The 17,692-nt window shown below is 70.7% G+C and carries 14 protein-coding genes; 6 read left to right on the top strand and 8 right to left on the bottom strand.

The window, feature by feature from the left end; all coding sequences use genetic code 11:
- Window positions 1–66: 66 nt before the first annotated feature.
- The 3 genes from OG906_RS17295 to OG906_RS17285 form a co-directional block, all read right to left on the bottom strand.
- Window positions 67–3,132, bottom strand: coding sequence for a tetratricopeptide repeat protein (locus tag OG906_RS17295; RefSeq protein ID WP_329443837.1), 3,066 nt, complete (start codon window positions 3,130–3,132; stop codon window positions 67–69).
- Complete coding sequence (locus tag OG906_RS17290; protein ID WP_329443835.1) at window positions 3,129–5,063, bottom strand: HSP90 family protein; 1,935 nt, start codon at window positions 5,061–5,063, stop codon at window positions 3,129–3,131. The genes OG906_RS17295 and OG906_RS17290 overlap by 4 nt, the downstream gene beginning before the upstream one ends.
- A 128-nt stretch (window positions 5,064–5,191) precedes the next feature.
- Window positions 5,192–5,731, bottom strand: coding sequence for an RNA 2'-phosphotransferase (locus OG906_RS17285; protein ID WP_329443833.1), 540 nt, complete (start codon window positions 5,729–5,731; stop codon window positions 5,192–5,194).
- Between the two features lie 134 nt (window positions 5,732–5,865).
- Here OG906_RS17285 and OG906_RS17280 point away from each other — a divergent pair, with 134 nt between their 5' ends.
- Window positions 5,866–6,840 (top strand): aquaporin, encoded by a 975-nt coding sequence (locus tag OG906_RS17280; RefSeq protein ID WP_329443831.1) that lies wholly within the window; start codon window positions 5,866–5,868, stop codon window positions 6,838–6,840.
- Between the two features lie 103 nt (window positions 6,841–6,943).
- Here OG906_RS17280 and OG906_RS17275 read toward each other — a convergent pair whose 3' ends face one another.
- From OG906_RS17275 to OG906_RS17265, 3 genes are all read right to left on the bottom strand, one after another.
- Window positions 6,944–7,858 carry a MerR family transcriptional regulator gene (locus OG906_RS17275; protein ID WP_329443829.1) on the bottom strand — a complete coding sequence of 305 codons (915 nt, stop codon included), beginning with the start codon at window positions 7,856–7,858 and terminating at the stop codon, window positions 6,944–6,946.
- Between the two features lie 278 nt (window positions 7,859–8,136).
- Window positions 8,137–9,918: an SDR family oxidoreductase gene (locus OG906_RS17270; protein ID WP_329443827.1), complete on the bottom strand. Its 1,782-nt coding sequence runs from the start codon at window positions 9,916–9,918 to the stop codon at window positions 8,137–8,139.
- Window positions 9,915–10,817, bottom strand: coding sequence for a M24 family metallopeptidase (locus OG906_RS17265; RefSeq protein ID WP_267802117.1), 903 nt, complete (start codon window positions 10,815–10,817; stop codon window positions 9,915–9,917). Before OG906_RS17265 ends, OG906_RS17270 begins: the two co-directional genes overlap by 4 nt.
- 222 nt (window positions 10,818–11,039) lie before the next feature.
- Between OG906_RS17265 and OG906_RS17260 the strand changes: the two genes are divergently transcribed.
- From OG906_RS17260 to OG906_RS17240, 5 genes are all read left to right on the top strand, one after another.
- Entirely contained in the window at window positions 11,040–12,047 is a 1,008-nt protein-coding gene (locus OG906_RS17260; RefSeq protein WP_267802300.1) for an ABC transporter ATP-binding protein, read from the top strand.
- Entirely contained in the window at window positions 12,037–12,924 is an 888-nt protein-coding gene (locus OG906_RS17255) for an ABC transporter permease subunit (RefSeq protein WP_267802299.1), read from the top strand. Before OG906_RS17260 ends, OG906_RS17255 begins: the two co-directional genes overlap by 11 nt.
- The gene (locus OG906_RS17250; protein WP_329443822.1) at window positions 12,921–13,832 is read left to right on the top strand and encodes an ABC transporter ATP-binding protein; all 912 of its coding nucleotides are present in this window, start codon (window positions 12,921–12,923) and stop codon (window positions 13,830–13,832) included. Before OG906_RS17255 ends, OG906_RS17250 begins: the two co-directional genes overlap by 4 nt.
- A gap of 14 nt (window positions 13,833–13,846) precedes the next feature.
- The gene (locus OG906_RS17245; protein WP_267802297.1) at window positions 13,847–14,566 is read left to right on the top strand and encodes an ABC transporter permease; all 720 of its coding nucleotides are present in this window, start codon (window positions 13,847–13,849) and stop codon (window positions 14,564–14,566) included.
- Window positions 14,567–14,650: 84 nt separating this feature from the next.
- Window positions 14,651–15,298: a rhomboid-like protein gene (locus tag OG906_RS17240; protein ID WP_329443819.1), complete on the top strand. Its 648-nt coding sequence runs from the start codon at window positions 14,651–14,653 to the stop codon at window positions 15,296–15,298.
- Window positions 15,299–15,573: 275 nt separating this feature from the next.
- On the opposite strand, the gene OG906_RS17235 is transcribed toward OG906_RS17240, so the two are convergent.
- Both OG906_RS17235 and serS read right to left on the bottom strand, forming a co-directional pair.
- A complete protein-coding gene (locus OG906_RS17235; protein WP_329443817.1) occupies window positions 15,574–16,386 on the bottom strand; it encodes an HAD family hydrolase in 813 nt (270 codons plus the stop codon).
- On the bottom strand, window positions 16,383–17,660 hold the full coding sequence (gene serS / locus OG906_RS17230) for a serine--tRNA ligase (protein WP_329443815.1): 1,278 nt from the start codon (window positions 17,658–17,660) through the stop codon (window positions 16,383–16,385). Before serS ends, OG906_RS17235 begins: the two co-directional genes overlap by 4 nt.
- Window positions 17,661–17,692 lie beyond the last annotated feature (32 nt).

Raw genomic sequence — 17,692 nt, 5'->3', positions numbered from 1 at the left:
GGCGGGGACCGCGAGACGGCAATCCCCACAGACGTTCAGGGCGTCGGACCTCGAACCCTCATGCCCTCATGCCCTCAGGCGGGCGAGGATCCGCTCCGCGTTCGGCAGCATCCACTCCGGTACGACGCCTTCGGGCAGCGCCAGGATCTCCTCCATCAGCGCGGTGACCCGCTCGACTCCCGCTTCCGGGCGGCCCAGCTCCTGCTCCGTCCAGGCAGCGTTGTTGATGCACTGGAAGCGGTCCTCCAGGTGGTCGTGACCGAGCTCCGCGTAGACGACCGCGGCCCGGTCCCACAGGCGGATCTCCTCCAGTCGCAGCGCCGTGAGCTCCGCCTCGCCGGGCACGGTGACCGCCGAGACGGCGCTCTCCGTCCCGCCCTCGTCGTCGTTCTCCTCGTCGGCCCCTTCCATCGTCCGGACCTGACGGTCCAGGACCTGCGCCGACTGGTGCCAGGTCTGAGCGAGTTCGGCCCGGAGTTCCGGGTCCTGCGGATCGGCGGCCAACGCCGCTTCCAGCACTCCGGTGGCCTCGTCCATCAGGGACCTGGCCGCCGCCGTCGTGTCCACGGTGACCTCCTCGCGCAGAGCCAACCAGGCCAGGGAACGCAGGATCCGTGTCTCAGCGACCGGCGCACCGCCCGCCTGCCGATGCAGTTCCAGGGCTCGTTCGTACGCGGCGACCGCCTCGCGCACCAGCTCCGTGCCGGCGAGCTGGTCGGCGGCCGCCTGCGCGAAGCCCGCCTGGGGACGCGGGTCCTCCCAGTCCTTGGTGAGCTCCGCGGCGTGCAGGTACTGCTCCGCCGAGGCCGGCAGGTCCCGCACCTCGCGCAGCAGGTCGCCGAGGAACTCCCGTACGAAGACGGCCTGCTGCTCACCGTGCTCCAGCAGGTCCGGCAGCGTCGACTGCACCACCTCCGCGGCATCGGCGTACCGCTCGGTCCGCGCGTACGCGCGTGCCAGCAGCAGCCGCGCCTGCGCGCCCCCATCGGCGCTCAGTCCGGCCTGGTCGAACCAGTGCGCCGCCGTCAGCGCGTGTTCGGCGGCCTCCTCGGCCCCGTCCCGTCGGCGCAACAGGGTGTCGGCCAAGGTGAGGCGTACGACGCCCTGCTCCTCGGGATCGGTCAGCTCGGCGGCGTGTTCGAGCCCGGACCGGGCCGCTGCCTCCGCTTCCTCGGGCCTGCCCAACGAGAGCAGCACGCCGGCCCGCAGTACCAGGGCGTCCACCGCCTGCCAGGGGCAGCCCGCCGTGACGGCCCGGTCGGCGGACGAGGCCAGCGAGGACAGGGCCCGCTCCGGGTCGCCCTGGGTGAGGAGCACCCGGCCCAGCATCTCCTCCGCCTCCGCCGCCACCTCGGGCAACGCTTCCGCGTACGAGGCGATGAAGGAGTTCAGTTCGGCGGCCAGTTCGGCGTGGCCGTGGTCCTGTTCGTGCTGGTGGTCGTGTCCGTGCCCGGCGTCGTGCCCGGACTCGTCGTGTGCGTGCGTGGCCTCGATCGACCGCAGGTACGGCTCCAGGCGGATCGTGGTCAGCTCGGCGCGCGCGATGCGGCGGCCCCGTACCGGGTCGGCCGGATCCAGCGCCTCGGCGGCCCTGATGGCTGTCGAGAGCAGTCTCCGCGTCTCCGCGGGATCCGCCCCGGCCTGTGCGGCGACACCCGCCAGGCGCAGCTCCGCCAGCGCGGCTCGTTCCGCCTGCCCCAGGGCCCGGTAGCGGTCCCGGGCGACAACCAGCAATTCCGGCGCCTCGGGGGCTCCGGCACGAGCAGCGGACACGGCCCGGTGGTCCGCCAGGTCCGCGGCGAGCAGTGGGTCCACCTCAGAGGCGGGGAGCGCCGCCACGCGTACGGCAAGGTCGGACCAGAGCGCGTCCGCACCCGGGTGTCCCTGGTCGCGGGCGTGCCGGGCCCGTTCCGCCGATGCGTCGAGGCCGGCCCGCACCGAGGCGTCCGGGGCCGGATGCGCCGGCTCGGCCTCGACGGGGGACGGGGCCGGGACGGTGACCGGTGCGGCTTGTGGCAGCGCCGAACTGCGCACTCCGAGGGGCAGCACGTCGACCAGGGGGGCCCGACCGAGCCGGGCGAGGAACCGGTCGGAGACGCGGCTGTTGCCGTTGCGCGCGTCGAACCGACGCGCGATGTCCAGGCAGCCGGCGTGCAGCACCGCGTACAGCTCGTCGACGGAGTGGGTGGATCCCTCGTAGGGGACGGACGTCCCGGCGCCGTGGCCGAGCGTGACGAGCCGCTCCAACAGGACGAGCACCCCGCCGTGGAAGTCCAGTTGGACCTTGACGTCGGTGAGCGGCTTGAGGTGCGCGTCGTGGTCGAAGAGGATCTCCAGTCCGCGCGCCTCGTTGCCGGTGAGGGCGCAGAACTCGATGTGCTGGCCGATCGAGCGCAGCAGGCTCTCGTTGCCGCGCGCCAGGCGGTAGCCGCGCAGGTGATGGGCGCGGGCCTCGTCGATCCGGCCCTGGCGGAGCATGGGCAGCAAGGACCGTGCAAGTACCCGGTGTGGTTCCTCCCGACAGGTCTGCTTGCCCGCCAGTACCGGTTCCCAGATCTCGATGGCCTTGGCGTCGTCGCCCTTCGTGGCCCAGAACGAGCCCTGGCTGTTGGTCTCGCAGGCGTGGCAGTCGCTCATCTCGTCGCGCTCGGTGGCCTGCCAGGCGGCGACCGCGCGCTCCGCCCGCTCGTCGTCGCCGATGGCGTCCGCCAGGTAGTACTCGGACTGGCGCACCGCGCGCTCGCTGTATCCGGCGAGGCGGTAGCGACGCTCCATGTCCTCCAGATAGCCGGCGGCGGAAGCCAGCGGGATCTCGGGCGAGTTGATGATCTGGCCGGAGATCCACTTGAAGCGCCAGAAGAGCGAGTGGGCCTCGCCCCGGTCGAAGGTGCCGGGATCGCGGTCGTACTCCTGGAGCAGCCGGGCGAAGGGGACCATCATGCGGGTGCGTTCCGAGCTGTACTCGTACGCGTCGATCAGGGTCACCAGCGCGTTCCGGAACAGGGCCCGGTCACCGCAGACCTCGGCCGCCGCGACGAGCGCCTCGGCCTGCGCGTTGCGTGCGGCGCCGTGGGGGAGGAGGTGGTTCTCGTGCAGAGCCTTCCGGATCTCCTCCGGGGTCAGGTTGCTCACTTCTCGTTCTCCCGCGTGTCGGTGGAGTGGGTCGCCCATTCCAGGAGGCCCAGGAAGGCGCGGTTGAGCAGGGTGGAGTCGGCGGGGCGCAACGGCCGCTGGGACATCAGCAGCGCCTGGCCGTACAGCGATTCGACGGCGGTCGCGGTCAGGGTCGTGTCGGGGAGGTTCGCGATGCGGCGGATCAGCGGGTTGTTGTGGTTGAGGACCAAGCGGGCGCGCGGCGCGGAACCGCGCAGGGCGCCGAGGATGCCGGTCCACAGGGAATCGGCGCTGTCGAGGGCCGCGGTCCGGTCGCGTTCCTGCCGGGCCTGCCGGTCGTCGAGGTAGAGCGCGGGGACGGACACGGGCTGGAAAGCGCGCAGCACCACGTCGCAGCTCTGGGGTTCGAGCCGGGTACGGGCGGTGGACAGGAAGGAGGCGAGGGCCAGTTCGACGGTGGTCGGTACCGGGTCGAGCCGCTCGGTGACGGCTCCGGCGTCCAACTCGGTGACCTTGAGCTCGGGTCGTACGGCGGGAAGGAGCGCCAGCAGGTCGGCGTCGTAGGTGTAGCCGGCATTGATGACACCGAGGCCGTGGGCCGCGGCGATCGGGGCGATCTGGCGGAACTCCTCGACGGTGCGCGTGAAGTGGATGTCGGTGTGCGCGGCCGCGAACTCCTCCAGGCTCATCGACCCCTCACTGGTCTCGAACGGCAGCCAGGGCAGCATCAGGCCGAGGAGTTCGGCGTCGTGCCGGGCCAGGGACTTCACGCCCAGGTGGTGGACGCTCAGGAAGGAGGCCAGCCGTTCCGGGTCGCTCGCGGCGAGTTCGGCGAGCCAGGCGCGGATCCGGGCACCGAGGGCCTCGCGGACCGCAGCGAGGGTCTCGTCGTCGTACAGGTTCTCGCGGGAGGCGGTGGGCCGCAGGGTGTCGGTGTCGAGCACGACGCGGACGAAGAAGGCCCACTCCGGCAACAGGTTGTCGGCCTGGTCGGTCAGCAGCATGCCCTTGAGGTGGACGCGGTGTCCGGCCCGGTGGGCGGGGCTGGTGGGTTCGGCGAGGACGTAGGCGACTCCGCGCACGCCGGCGACCGGAAGGTCGAGGTCGATGCTGTCGAGCGGGGTGAAACCGAACAGCTGCGCGCAGTGTCCGGCGAGCGCGACGCGGCGGGCGGCCGGGGTGGGGAAGGAACGGTCCCACACGGCGGGGCGATCGGTGATCGGGCGGGGCTCGCCGCCTTCGCCGTCGTCGAAGGTGATGGCGTGGTGGAGCAGCGAACCGTAGTCGCGCGCGAGGCGTTCGACCCTGGCGGGCTCGGTCCATTCCTCGGCGCCCGGGCGGGTCTCCAGGTGGACGGTCGTACCGGGCTCCGGGCGCGCTTCGTGGGGAAGCTCGCGGACGGTGTAGGAACCGTCGTCCGTGGCCAGCCATTCCACGGGGGCCGCGAGGGGGTCGCGTGCGGACCGGGTGACGACGCGGATCTGACGGGCGACGACGAAGCAGGCGAGCAGTCCGATGCCGAACTGGCCCAGGAACTGCCGGCGGGTGTCCTCCAGGCCGTGTTCCTCGATCCCGCCGTTGCCGCGCTTGGAGCTGCGGCCGATGGTGGCGAGGAGGGAGTGGGCCTCGGCCGCGGTCAGGCCGATGCCGGAGTCCTCGATGGTGACACGGCCCGCGGAGGCGGTGAGACGGATGTGGACCTGCGCGTCGGGCTCGTGCGCGTGGCGGGCGGTGACGGCGTCGACGGCGTTCTGGAGCAGCTCGCGGACGTAGACGCGCGGGCTGGAGTAGAGGTGATGGGAGAGCAGGTCCACCAGGCCGCGCAGGTCGACCTGGAAACTGTTGACCGCGGGTTCGGTCGGGGCTTCGGTCGCGATGTCGGTCGGGACTTCGGACGGAGCGTCGGGCGCGGTCTCGGATACGGCTTCGGATGCGGCTTCGGACGTCATGGGGCGTCACCTCACGTGTTCGCATGGATGGTTCGGCGATCGCGAGGTGCCCCCCTCACCGATCCCGGAGTGGGAACAGGTTAGGGGGATGATCTGACATTCTCCCTGTGAATTGTGTGGGTGCCGCGTCACTGGAAACGCAGGAACTCCGGCGGTACGGCGTCCACCAGCCACACTCCGTTGGCGCTGATCCGGAACACGTGTCCGGCCGCCCGCATCGCGCCCGCGTCCACGCTGAGCACGACCGGCCTTCCGCGCCGCGCGCCCACCCGGGTCGCGGTCTCCCGGTCCGGGGACAGGTGAACGTGGTGACGGGCCATCGGGCGCAGGCCCTCGGCGCGGATGGCGTCCAGGGTCGCGGCGATGGTGCCGTGGTAGAGGTACGCGGGCGGTTCGGCTTCCGGCAGGTCCAGGTCCACGGCGACCGTGTGTCCCTGGCTCGCCCTGATGCGGGTGCCGTCGACGGCGAAGCGTTGTTTGTCGTTGGCCGCGACGACGTGGTCGAGTTCCGTCCGGGTGAGGGGGAATCCGTGGCCGGCCGCCGCGTTCAGGAGGTCGTCGATCTCCACCCAACCGTGGGGATCGAGCACCAGTCCGATCCGTTCCGGCTGATGTCGCAGGTGTTTCGAGACGTATTTGGACACCTTCACGGTGCGTCTGTCATTCATGGCCCCAGCGTGCCGGGTCGCGGGCCTTCTCGGCAGTGATTTTCGGCCGGGCCCGTGAACCTGGACTCCCTCTATCGCGTTTCCAAGATACGGAATACATTTTCCGCTGAACTGGCGTCCATGGGGGAGAAATCATGACAATCGATGCTTCGCTGCCACGTCGGGCGACAGCCGAGCTCATCGGTACCGCAGGCCTGCTCGTGGTGGTGATCGGTTCGGGTATCCAGGCCGCCTCCCTGAGTCGTGACACCGGTGTCGCCCTCGTCGCCAACTCCCTCGCCTCCGCCATCGGCCTCGGCTTGATCATCACGCTCTTCGGCCCGCTGTCGGGCGCCCACCTCAACCCGGTGGTCACGCTCACCTCCTGGTGGGCCCGTCGTACCGGAGGCCAGGGGCTCGACGGCCGGGACGCCCTCGTCTACACCGTCGCCCAGACCGTGGGCGCCATCGGTGGCGCGCTCCTCGCCGAGGCCATGTTCGGGCGCCTGCCGGGGACCTTCGCCACCCGGATCCGCGGGGGCGGACACCTGCTGATCGGTGAGATCGTCGCCACCGCGGGACTGGTCCTGGTCATCCAGGGGCTCGGCCGGATCGGCCGGGCCAAGCTGATCCCGGCCGCCGTCGCCGCCTACGTGGCGGCGGCGATCTGGTTCACCTCGTCAGGTTCCTTCGCCAACCCTGCGGGCACCGTCGGACGGGCCTTCAGTGACTCCTTCACCGGGATCGCCCCGCAGTCGCTGCCCGGTTTCGTGGCGGCCCAGTTGCTGGGCGGGATCCTCGGCCTCGCCCTCGCCGGGATGCTTTACGGCACCGACCGCACCGCCCTGCGCCCGGCCGGATCGGACACCGCGTCGGGCGGCGGGCAGGAGAGGGGATCGGGCATCGGTTCGTACGCCGGGCCGGACGCGGGTCCGGATGCCGTGACGGACATCGCGCCCGGGGTCGGCCTCGACGGCACCGCCCCCGACTCCGGCCCCGACTCCGGCCCCGAGGGAGGGCGGAGCGCCGGCCTCGACGCCCGGTCCGGAATCGGTGGAGCGGAGATCGGGCCGGAGCCGACGATGGCCGATATTGCCCGCCCCAACACCCGGCTGGGTATCACTGCTTGAGACCAGGAAGGGTTGCCCACAGGAAAACCCGACTTGTCCACAGCCGATTCGGTCAGTTTTGCAGTCAAGAGGGCGATTCGCCCTGTGGACTACTGATCGAGTACTACCGGCCGCCCCTGCCGACCAGTTCGTTCATCGTCCGGGCCTGGATCTCCCGCTCCGTCGCCGCCCGGACGAACTCCGCCACATGGTCGGGACCCACCAGTTCCTGTACCGCCCGTACCGTTTCCGCCGGCAACGCCACCGGGGTGGGACCCGAGGGCTGTGCGGCGCCGGCCGCGCCCAGGTGCTGCTGGAGGTGGCGGGTGGCCAGCAGCCTCATCGCCCGTGCCAGCTCCGCGTCCACCGTCTGTTGGGCCAGCGGCCGCAGTCTTCGGACCATCGCCGCCGCTTCCGCCGCGTCCGTGTCCGTGGGTGGGACGTGCCCCAGGTAGCGGGCGAAGACGTGCTCGGTGGTGAACTCCAGGAAGCGCGACGCGATGTGTTCGACCTGCCCGCGCAACTCCCTCAGATGCCCGGTGATCGCCACCAGCGGCACCCCCGCCGCGTACAGCTCCGAGGCCACCGCCAGTTCCTGCGGCGACGGCACCAGGAACTCGTCGGGGCGGCCCGGGATGCGTTCCAACACCCCGAGCTCGCACGCCTCGCCGACCGCGTCGTCGTCGGGCCGTCCGCCGAACCGCTCGTTGAGTTCGGACCGGCTGATCCGGTCCGCCTCCTCGTCGGTCCACGGCCCGTGGACCTCGGCGACCAGGCCCAGGACGCCGCCCAGCCCGCGCCCCGCGTCCCACGCCTCCAGCAGCTCCTTGATGGAGGCCAGGGTGTATCCGCGGTCCAGCAGGTCCGCGATCTGGCGCAGCCGCGCCAGGTGCGTGTCCCGGTAGACGTTCGAACGGCCTCGTCGCTCCGGCTTCGGCAGCAGACCGCGGTCCTGGTACGCCCTGATCGTGCGTACCGTCGCGCCGCTGTGGTGCGCCAGATCCTCGATCCGGTACTCGGCTACCGCCTGATCGGACAATCCCGGCTCCCTACGACATGGCGGCTCGGCCGACCGCGCCCGCCGCGGTCCGGGCGGCAGGTGGCGCCGCCAGGTACTCCACCGCCCTGCGCAGCGAGCCCTCCTGCGAGGGATGGTACGACCGCCGCCGGGAGCGGGGTATGGCCGTGCCGTGCCCACTGCGCGCCGGCGGCGTCCTGCGGGCCCCGTCGTCCCGGGCCCGCGGGTCCCGGAGCGAACGACTCCTCCGGTCGCCCGCTCACCTCGTCCCGCCGCTCACCTCCCGGGCGCCGGCCCGCTCACAGCCGGGGCTCCAGTTTCGCGATCCGTCGCAGGGCGCCCGGCGCGAGGCGGGACAACAACAGGGCGCCCTTGGACTCGGGTGTCACCGGCACCACGGCCTGGTTCTTCACGACGGCCAGCAGGATCGCGTCCGCGACCTTCTCCGGCGGGAAGTTGCGCAGGCCGTACAGGCGCGAGGAGCGCTCCTGGCGACGCTTCTCCTCGGCCTCGTCCACGCCGGCGAAGCGGGAGGTGGCGGTGATGTTGGTGTTGACGATGCCGGGACAGATGGCCGAGACGCCGATCGACTTCGAGGCGAGTTCCGCGCGCAGGCACTCCGACAACATCAACACCGCCGCCTTGGAGGTGCTGTACGCGGGCAGGGTCTTCGAGGGCAGATACGCGGCGGCCGAGGCGGTGTTGACGATGTGACCGCCCTGATCGCGGTCGGCCATCTGCTTGCCGAAGATCCGGCAGCCGTGGATGACGCCCCACAGGTTGACGTCGAGGACCTTCTTCCAGTCCTCGGCGCTGGTGTCGAGGAAGGACCCGGAGAGCCCGATCCCGGCGTTGTTGACCAGGACGTCCACGATTCCGTACTCGGCGGCGACCTTCTCCGCGAGCTTCTCCATCGCGTGCTCGTCGCTGACGTCCACGCATTCGCCCCAGGCCTGCGGCGCCCCCACCAGGCGGGCCATGTCGGCGGTGCGCGCCGCGCCCTCCGCGTCCCGGTCCACGCACACGACCCGGGCTCCGGCCTCGGCGAAGGCGAAGGCGGTGGCCCGGCCGATGCCGCTGGCGGCTCCGGTGACCAGGACCAGTTGGCCACCGAACCGGTCGGCGTACCGGCCGGGGGCCTTCCGCTCCGGGGCACGCGTCGCCGGTTCCTCCCGCGCGGTCACGAACTCGGTGATCCAGGAGGCCAGTTGATCAGGGCGGGTGCGCGGCACCCAGTGCTTCGCGGGCAGGGTGCGCCGCACCAGGTCCGGGGCCCAGAGTTCGAGCTCGTCGTAGAGCCGCTCGGACAGGAACGCGTCCCCGGTGGGTGTGATCAGCTGTACGGGTACGTGCGCGTACGCGTCGGCACGCGGCCTGCGCATCCGGGACCGCACGTTGTCGCGGTAGAGCCAGGCCCCGTGCGCGGCGTCCGAGGGCAGGGACGACGTCGGGTAGTCGCCGGCGGGGACCTGCTCCATGCGCTGGAGGATCCGGGGCCACTGCTTGCCGAGCGGTCCGCGCCAGGCCAGCTCGGGCAGCACCGGAGTGTGCAGCATGGCCACGTACCAGGACTTGGCGCCCTGGTTCAGGAGTTGGGCGGCCCGGCGCGGCGTGGGCCGGGCCATCCGCTTCTTGATCCAGTGCCCGAAGTGGTCGAGGGACGGCCCCGACATGGAGGTGAACGAGGCGATCCGGCCCTCGGTGCGGGAGACCGTCGCGAACTCCCAGCCCTGTACGGAGCCCCAGTCGTGGCCGACCAGGTGCACCGACCTGTCCGGGCTCACCGCGTCGGCGACGGCCAGGAAGTCGTCCGTCAGCTTCTCCAGCGTGAAGCCGCCGCGCAGGGGGACGGGGGCCGTCGAGCGGCCGTGACCCCGTACGTCGTACAGCACCACGTGGAAGTGCTCGGCCAACCGCCGGGCGACCTCCGACCAGACTTCCTTGCTGTCCGGGTAGCCGTGCACCAGCACGACGGTCGGCCGGTCCACCTCCCCCAGCTCGACGACGCACAGTTCGATCCCGCCCGTGCTCACCCGACGCTCGCGCGCGCCTTCCAGACCCGTTCCGCCGATGCCGCTCATGCCGCCTTCTCCTCAGCCCAGCGCCGCACGTGCGGCAGATCGTCGTCCAACCAGAAGGCGCTTTCCTCAGGGTCCCGGGAGTCGGTGACGACCAGGATCTCCTCGAACTTCGCGCCGGTCCCACGAAAGCCCAGGTGCGGCTCCACCGCCCACAGGCCGGGCCGCGGCACGTGATCGGAGAAGTGGTAGGGACTCCACAGCGGTGACCAACCCTCGCGGTGCCCGTGCAGGGCGTCGCTCGCCAGACCCTTGAGGGACTGGGTGCCGAACCCGAACACGGTCGGTGACCAGCGCCGCTCCCCGACCCGGTCCAGCTTGTGGGCGATCACGCCGAACGGATAGGCCCGGTGCCGGTTGGCGTAGCCCTGCCGGGTCATGAGCCGCTCGACGTTCTCGTATATCTCGCGCAGGGAGCGGCGCTCGCGGACCTGTCGCAGGATCAGCTCGCGGTGCGGCCGCAGGTCCGCCATCAAGCGGTCCTGGACGGGATGCAGACCGAGGCTCCCCGAGTATCCGACGTCGGCGGCGTAGCCCTTGTGGACCGGGGCCATGTCGAGGATGAAGGGCATCCCCGGCTCCAGCCTCCGGTTCGTGGGGAAGAACTGCAGGGGGATCTTGAAGTTCGCGAAGGCGGTGCGGTCACCGAACCACGCGAACGGCAGGTGGAACCAGTCCCGCACCCCGCGCTCGCGCAGCCACTCGCGCTGCATCCGCGCCGCCTCGCGCTCGGTCACACCCGGGCGGAGCTGCGCCGCCACGGCCTCGGCGCACTCGTAGGCGAGGCGCTGGACCTCTCTGAATCCGCGCAGTTCGGCGCTGAGCCCGGAGACCCCCGCGGTTCCGGTCGCCCCGGTGAATGCGGAGCGTCGCGTCGTGCGTTGCTTGGTTTCCCCAGCCATGCCAGCCGTCCGTCCGTGTCCGTGTAGCCGTACGCGCCCGTAACTTGACACTGATGAATGTGACAATGACTGGCGATCACGTCAAGGCCCGTGCACCGACCTGTGGACAAACTTGTCCGGGCCACATCAGCCTTTGGGCGGGTCCTGTAGTCCTCAAGGCGGAGACGGGATCCGGCTCCTGGTCTGACGATCCGCGCGGCACGCACCACTAACGTCGAGCCTGTGACTGTCATCGCGACCGAAAGCCTGAGCAAGCGGTACCCCCGAGTGACCGCCCTCGACCGGCTCTCCCTGGACATCGGGCCCGGCGTTACCGGGCTCGTGGGCGCCAACGGAGCCGGCAAGTCCACGCTGATCAAGATTCTGCTGGGACTGTCCCCCGCCACCGAGGGCCGTGCCGCCGTGCTCGGACTCGACGTCTCCACGCATGGCAGCGCCATCCGTGAGCGCGTCGGCTACATGCCCGAGCACGACTGCCTGCCCCCCGACGTCTCGGCCACCGAGTTCGTCGTGCACATGGCGCGCATGTCCGGGCTGCCCCCGACCGCCGCCCGCGAACGGACCGCCGACACCCTGCGCCACGTGGGTCTGTACGAGGAGCGCTACCGCCCCATCGGCGGCTACTCCACGGGCATGAAGCAGCGGGTCAAGCTGGCCCAGGCGCTCGTCCACGACCCCCAGCTGGTGCTGCTCGACGAGCCCACCAACGGCCTGGACCCGGTCGGTCGCGACGAGATGCTCGGCCTGATCCGCCGCATCCACACCGACTTCGGGATCTCGGTCCTGGTCACCTCGCACCTCCTCGGAGAGCTGGAGCGGACCTGCGACCACGTCGTGGTCGTCGACGGCGGCAAGCTCCTGCGCTCCAGCTCCACCAGCGAGTTCATGCAGAGCACCACGACCCTGGCGGTCGAGGTCACCGATTCCGACACCCACCCGGACGGCACCGCCGCGCTGCGCAAGGCGCTCACCGAGGCGGGCATCACCCTGCACGTGGGCGAGGAGCAGGGCCTGCCGGGCGCAGGCCACGTCCTCCTCGTCGAGGCGACGGGCGAGGAGACGTACGACACGGTCCGCGACACCGTCGCCGACCTGGGGATCGGCCTGGTCCGCATGGAGCAGCGCCGCCACCACATCGCGGAGGTCTTCCGCGACAACGACCCGTCCGCGCCGCACGCCCCGCAGGCGCGGCCCACCCAGCAGAAGGGAGCCGGTTCCGATGGCGCCTGACACCTCGACCCAGATCCACAACATCGGCTACCGGTCCTACGACGGCCCCCGGCTCGGCCGTGCCTACGCGCGCAAGTCGCTGTTCTCGCAGTCGCTGCGCGGCGCGTACGGCCTCGGTCGCTCGGCCAAGTCCAAAGTGCTGCCGATGATCCTCTTCGCGGTGATGTGCGTTCCCGCGCTGATCATCGTCGCGGTGGCCATCGCGGTGCCCGGCTCCACCGACCTGCCGATCAAGTACACGACGTACGCCCTGACCACCCAGGTGATCATCGGCCTGTACCTCGCCTCCCAGGCCCCGCAGTCGGTCTCCCGGGACCTGCGCTTCAAGACGGTGCCGCTGTACTTCTCGCGCCCCATCGAGCGCGTGGACTACGTCGTGGCCAAGTTCGCGGCCATGGCCTCGGCCCTGTTCATCCTCACCGCGACCCCGCTGCTGATCATGTACATCGGCTCGCTGCTCGCGAAGTTCGACTTCGGGGACCAGACCGAGGGCTTCGGGCAGGGGCTGGCCTCCGTACTGCTCCTGTCGCTGCTCTTCGCCGGCCTCGGCCTGGTCATGGCCGCGCTGACGCCGCGTCGCGGGTTCGGCGTCGCCGCCATCATCGCCGTGCTGTTGATCCCGTACGGAGCCGTGACCGCCGTACAGGGCATCGCGTACAACACCGGCTCCACCGGCGCCATCGACTGGCTGGGCCTGTTCTCCCCGATCACCCTGATCGACGGCATCCAGACCGCCTTCCTCAACGGCACCTCCGCCTTCCCCGGCGGCGAGGGCCCCACGGCCGGCATCGGCTTCGTCTACCTGCTCGTCGCCCTCGGGCTCATCGCCGGCTCCTACGCCGCACTGATGGCCCGCTACCGGAAGGCCGGGCTGTGACCATCATCGACATCGACCACACCTCCCGCTGGTTCGGGAACGTCGTCGCCGTCAACGACGTGACCATGCGCATCGGTCCGGGTGTCACCGGCCTCCTCGGTCCCAACGGTGCGGGCAAGTCCACACTCATCAACATGATGGGCGGCTTCCTGGCCCCCTCCACCGGCACGGTCACTCTGGACGGGACGCCGATCTGGCGCAACGAGCAGGTCTACAAGCAGATCGGCGTCGTGCCCGAGCGCGAGGCCATGTACGACTTCCTCACCGGCCGCGAGTTCGTCGTCGCCAACGCCGAACTCCACGGACTCGACGACGCGGCCGCCCAGCGGGCCCTGGCCACCGTCGAGATGGAGTACGCCCAGGACCGCAAGATCGCCACGTACTCCAAGGGCATGCGCCAGCGCGTGAAGATGGCCTCCGCCCTCGTCCACGACCCGTCGGTGCTGCTCCTCGACGAGCCGTTCAACGGCATGGACCCGCGTCAGCGCATGCAGCTCATGGACCTGCTGAGGCGCATGGGCGACGAGGGACGCACCGTGCTCTTCTCCTCCCACATCCTGGAGGAGGTCGAACAGCTCGCCTCCCACATCGAGGTGGTCGTGGCCGGCCGGCACGCGGCTTCCGGTGATTTCCGCAAGATCCGTCGCCTGATGACGGACCGTCCGCACCGCTACCTGATCCGTTCCTTCGACGACCGGGCCCTTGCCGCGGCCCTGATCGCCGACCCGTCCACCGCCGGTATCGAGGTCGACCTGAAGGAAGGCGTCCTGCGCGTCCAGGCCGTCGACTTCGGGCGCTTCACCGAGCTGCTGCCGCGGGTCGCCCGCGAGCACGGCATCCGGCTGCTGACGGTCTCGCCCTCCGACGAGTCCCTCGAGTCGGTCTTCTCCTACCTCGTCGCGGCCTGAAGGAGCTGGCACCCATGTACAACCCCACCGTCGCCCGGCTCACCTACCGGGCCCTGCTCGGCCGCCGCCGCGCGCTGATCCTCTTCGCGCTGCCCGCCCTGCTGATCGTCCTCAGCATCGCCGTCCGTGCCTTCACCGGCCTGGACGACAAGGTCGCCGCCGATCTGCTCGGCGGATTCGCCCTCGCCACGATGGTCCCGCTGATCGGCGTCATCGCCGGCACCGGCGCCATCGGTCCCGAGATCGACGACGGCTCGATCGTCTACCTGCTCTCCAAGCCGGTGAAGCGGCCGACGATCATCATGACCAAGCTGATCGTCGCGATCGCGGTCACGATGGTGTTCTCCGCGATCCCCACCCTGATCGCGGGCTTCATCCTCAACGGCAACGGCCAACAGATCGCCGTCGCCTACACCGTGGCCGCCCTCGTCGCCTCGATCGCCTACAGCGCGCTGTTCCTGCTGCTGGGCACCGTCAGCCGGCACGCCGTCGTCTTCGGTCTCGTCTACGCCCTGATCTGGGAGTCCCTCTTCGGCAGCCTGGTCTCCGGGGCGAAGACCCTGAGCGTCCAGCAGTGGTCCCTGGCCCTGGCCGAGAAGGTCGCCGGCGAGGGATACGTCGACGCCACCGTGGGCCTGCCCACCGCCTCGGTACTGCTCGTCGCGGTCACCGTCGGAGCCACCGTCTACGCGGGCCAGAAGCTGCGTCGCCTCACCCTCGCGGGCGAGGAGTAGGACCGGCCGGCAGCGCCGTCACACCCGTGCCCCGCCCGGCCCACCGGCCGGGCGGGGCACAGCTTCGCGGGTCATCATCGGTGCATGATGCCGCACGCCGAGCCCGAGCCCTCCAGGCCGCTGTGGTCCTGGATACGCTCCTCGCCCGGCACGCACATCTGGCTGTTGATCATCGCCGTCACCAGTGTGGTCGTGGTGATCGCTCCCGATCACCTGGACCACGTCCTGCTGCACCGCAACAGCAGCAACATCCACGAGCTCACCCGGCACCCCATTCGAGCCCTGCTCTCCAGCGCGTTCTGGATCGAGAACCCGGCCTCGCTCGCCCTGTACGCGGCGCTCTTCGAGCTCTTCCACGCTCCCGTCGAACGCTGGCTCGGCACCCTGCGGTGGCTCGTGATCATCGCGACCGCCCACATCACCGCCACCCTGGTCAGCCAGAAACTGGTGCTGATGGCCATCCAGGACCACCGGGCCCCGCGCAGCATGGTCCACGTCGTCGACATCGGCGTCAGCTATGGACTCGCCGCGGCCGCCGGAGTCCTGACCTATCGGCTGCCCGGCCCGTGGAGGTGGCTCTACCTCGCGGGAGTCGTCGCCTTCTTCGGCATCCCCCTCCTCGGCGGCGGAACCTTCACCGACCTCGGACACGCCATCGCGCTGGCCGTCGGCCTGCTCGCCTGGCCGCTGACCCGGCATCCACAACCCACCCGTGTTTCACGTGAAACATGAGCCGATGAAGGAGCCGGGGTCCCGAGGCAACGCCCGGGTGAGCCACGTCGTACGCGGGCCCCTGCCGCGCTGCTCGCGATCCGACGAGCGGCTCCCGACAGCGCCGTCGGACCCGCGACCGGCGCACGGAAAATGACTGGTAAGGGGCGTGTGGCCGGGGCAGAGTGAGTGGTGCGGGGAGCAACAAGAAGGTCCGGGACAGCCACTTCGAGCGCGCCTCGCGGCGCGGGCTGCTCCCGGACCTTTCTCCTCTTCGCGTGCTTCGGGCCCTGCGGTCAGGCCGCGCCCAGCAGACGTTCCAGCACCACCGCGATACCGTCCTCCTGGTTGGAGGTCGTCACCTCGTCGGCCACGGCCTTGAGCTCCGGGTGGGCATTGGCCATCGCCACACCGTGAGCCGACCAACCGAACATCGGGATGTCGTTGGGCATGTCGCCGAAGGCGATCGTCTCCGCCGCCTTCACCCCCAGCCGGCGCGCGGCCAGCGACAGGCCGGTCGCCTTGCTCAGACCCAGGGGCAGGATCTCCACCACGCCCGGACCGGCCATCACGATGTCCACCAGGCTGCCCACGGTCGCCCGGGCCGCCTTGACGAGCTCGTCGTCGCCGAGCCCCGGGTGCTGGATGTACAGCTTGTTCAGCGGCGCAGTCCAGATGGCCGCGGTGTCCTCCAGGTAGAGGGCCGGCAGCCCTTCCTGGACCTGGTAGCCGGGCCCGAACAGGACCTCGCCGTCCACCCCGTCCCGGCTGGCGGCGACCGCCAGCGGCCCGACCTCCGCCTCTATCTTCGACAGCGCCAGACCGGCCAGCTGGCGGTCCAGCGTCACCGAGGTCAGGAGTCGGTGCGCCCCCGCGTCGTACACCTGGGCGCCCTGTCCGCACACGGCGATCCCCTTGTAGCCGAGATCGTCGAGCACGTGCCGGGTCCAGGGCACGGCCCGGCCGGTGACGATGATGTGGGCCGCGCCCGCGGCGGTGGCCGCGAGGAGGGCTTCACGGGTGCGCTCCGAGACGGTGTCGTCGTCACGCAGCAGCGTGCCGTCGAGGTCCGTCGCGACGAGCTTGTAGGGGAAGGGGGCCGGGCTCACTTGGCGATCGGCTCCAGGACCTCGCGACCACCCAGGTACGGACGGAGCACCGGGGGGACCCGTACGGAACCGTCGGCCTGCTGGTGGTTCTCCAGGATGGCGACGATCGTGCGCGGGACGGCGCACAGGGTGCCGTTCAGTGTGGAGAGCGGCTGGGTCTTCTTGCCGTCGCGGTAGCGGATCGACAGGCGACGCGCCTGGAAGCCGTCGCAGTTCGAGGCGGAGGTCAGCTCGCGGTACTTGCCCTGGGTCGGGATCCACGCCTCGCAGTCGAACTTGCGCGAGGCGGAGGAGCCCAGGTCACCCGTGGCGACGTCGATCACCTGGAAGGGCAGCTCCAGGCTGGTCAGCCACTGCTTCTCCCATGCGAGGAGCCGCTGGTGCTCGGCCTCGGCCTCCTCCGGCGCGACGTACGAGAACATCTCGACCTTGTCGAACTGGTGGACGCGGAAGATGCCGCGGGTGTCCTTGCCGTACGTGCCGGCCTCACGGCGGAAGCACGGCGAGAAGCCGGCGTACCGCAGGGGCAGCTTGTCGGCCTCGATGATCTCGTCCATGTGGTACGCGGCGAGCGGTACCTCGGAGGTGCCGACGAGGTAGTAGTCGTCCTTCTCCAGGTGGTACACGTTCTCCGCGGCCTGGCCGAGGAAGCCGGTGCCCTCCATGGCGCGCGGACGCACCAGCGCGGGGGTCAGCATCGGGATGAAGCCGGCCTCGGTGGCCTGTGCGATCGACGCGTTGACCAGGGCCAGTTCCAGGAGCGCGCCGACGCCGGTGAGGTAGTAGAAGCGCGAGCCCGACACCTTGGCGCCGCGTTCGACGTCGATGGCACCCAGCGACTCGCCGAGTTCCAGGTGGTCCTTGGCCTCGAAGCCCTCGGCGGCGAAGTCGCGGATGACGCCGTGCGTCTCAAGGACGGTGAAGTCCTCCTCGCCGCCGACGGGGACGTCGCTGTGGACGATGTTCCCGAGCTGGAGGAGGAGCCGCTTGGCCGCCTCGTCCGCCTCGTTCTGCTCGGCCTCGGCCGCCTTGACGTCCTGCTTGAGCTGTTCGGCCTTGGTGAGGAGCTCCGCCCGTTCCTCCGGAGAGGCCTTGGGAATGAGCTTGCCGAGCGACTTCTGTTCGTTGCGCAATTCGTCGAAGCGCATGCCGGAGGACCTGCGGCGCTCGTCGGCGGAGAGCAGTGCGTCGACGAGGCCGACGTCCTCTCCACGAGCGCGCTGCGAGGCGCGGACACGGTCAGGGTCTTCACGGAGCAGCCGGAGGTCAATCACCCCTCCAGGCTACCGGGCTGGGGTTCCCGGCA

This window comes from Streptomyces sp. NBC_01426 (assembly GCF_036231985.1).
In the GTDB taxonomy this organism is placed as follows: Bacteria; Actinomycetota; Actinomycetes; order Streptomycetales; family Streptomycetaceae; genus Streptomyces.
The sequence above is the reverse complement of the archived record's forward strand: the minus strand, read 5'-3'. Positions and strand labels throughout refer to the sequence as shown.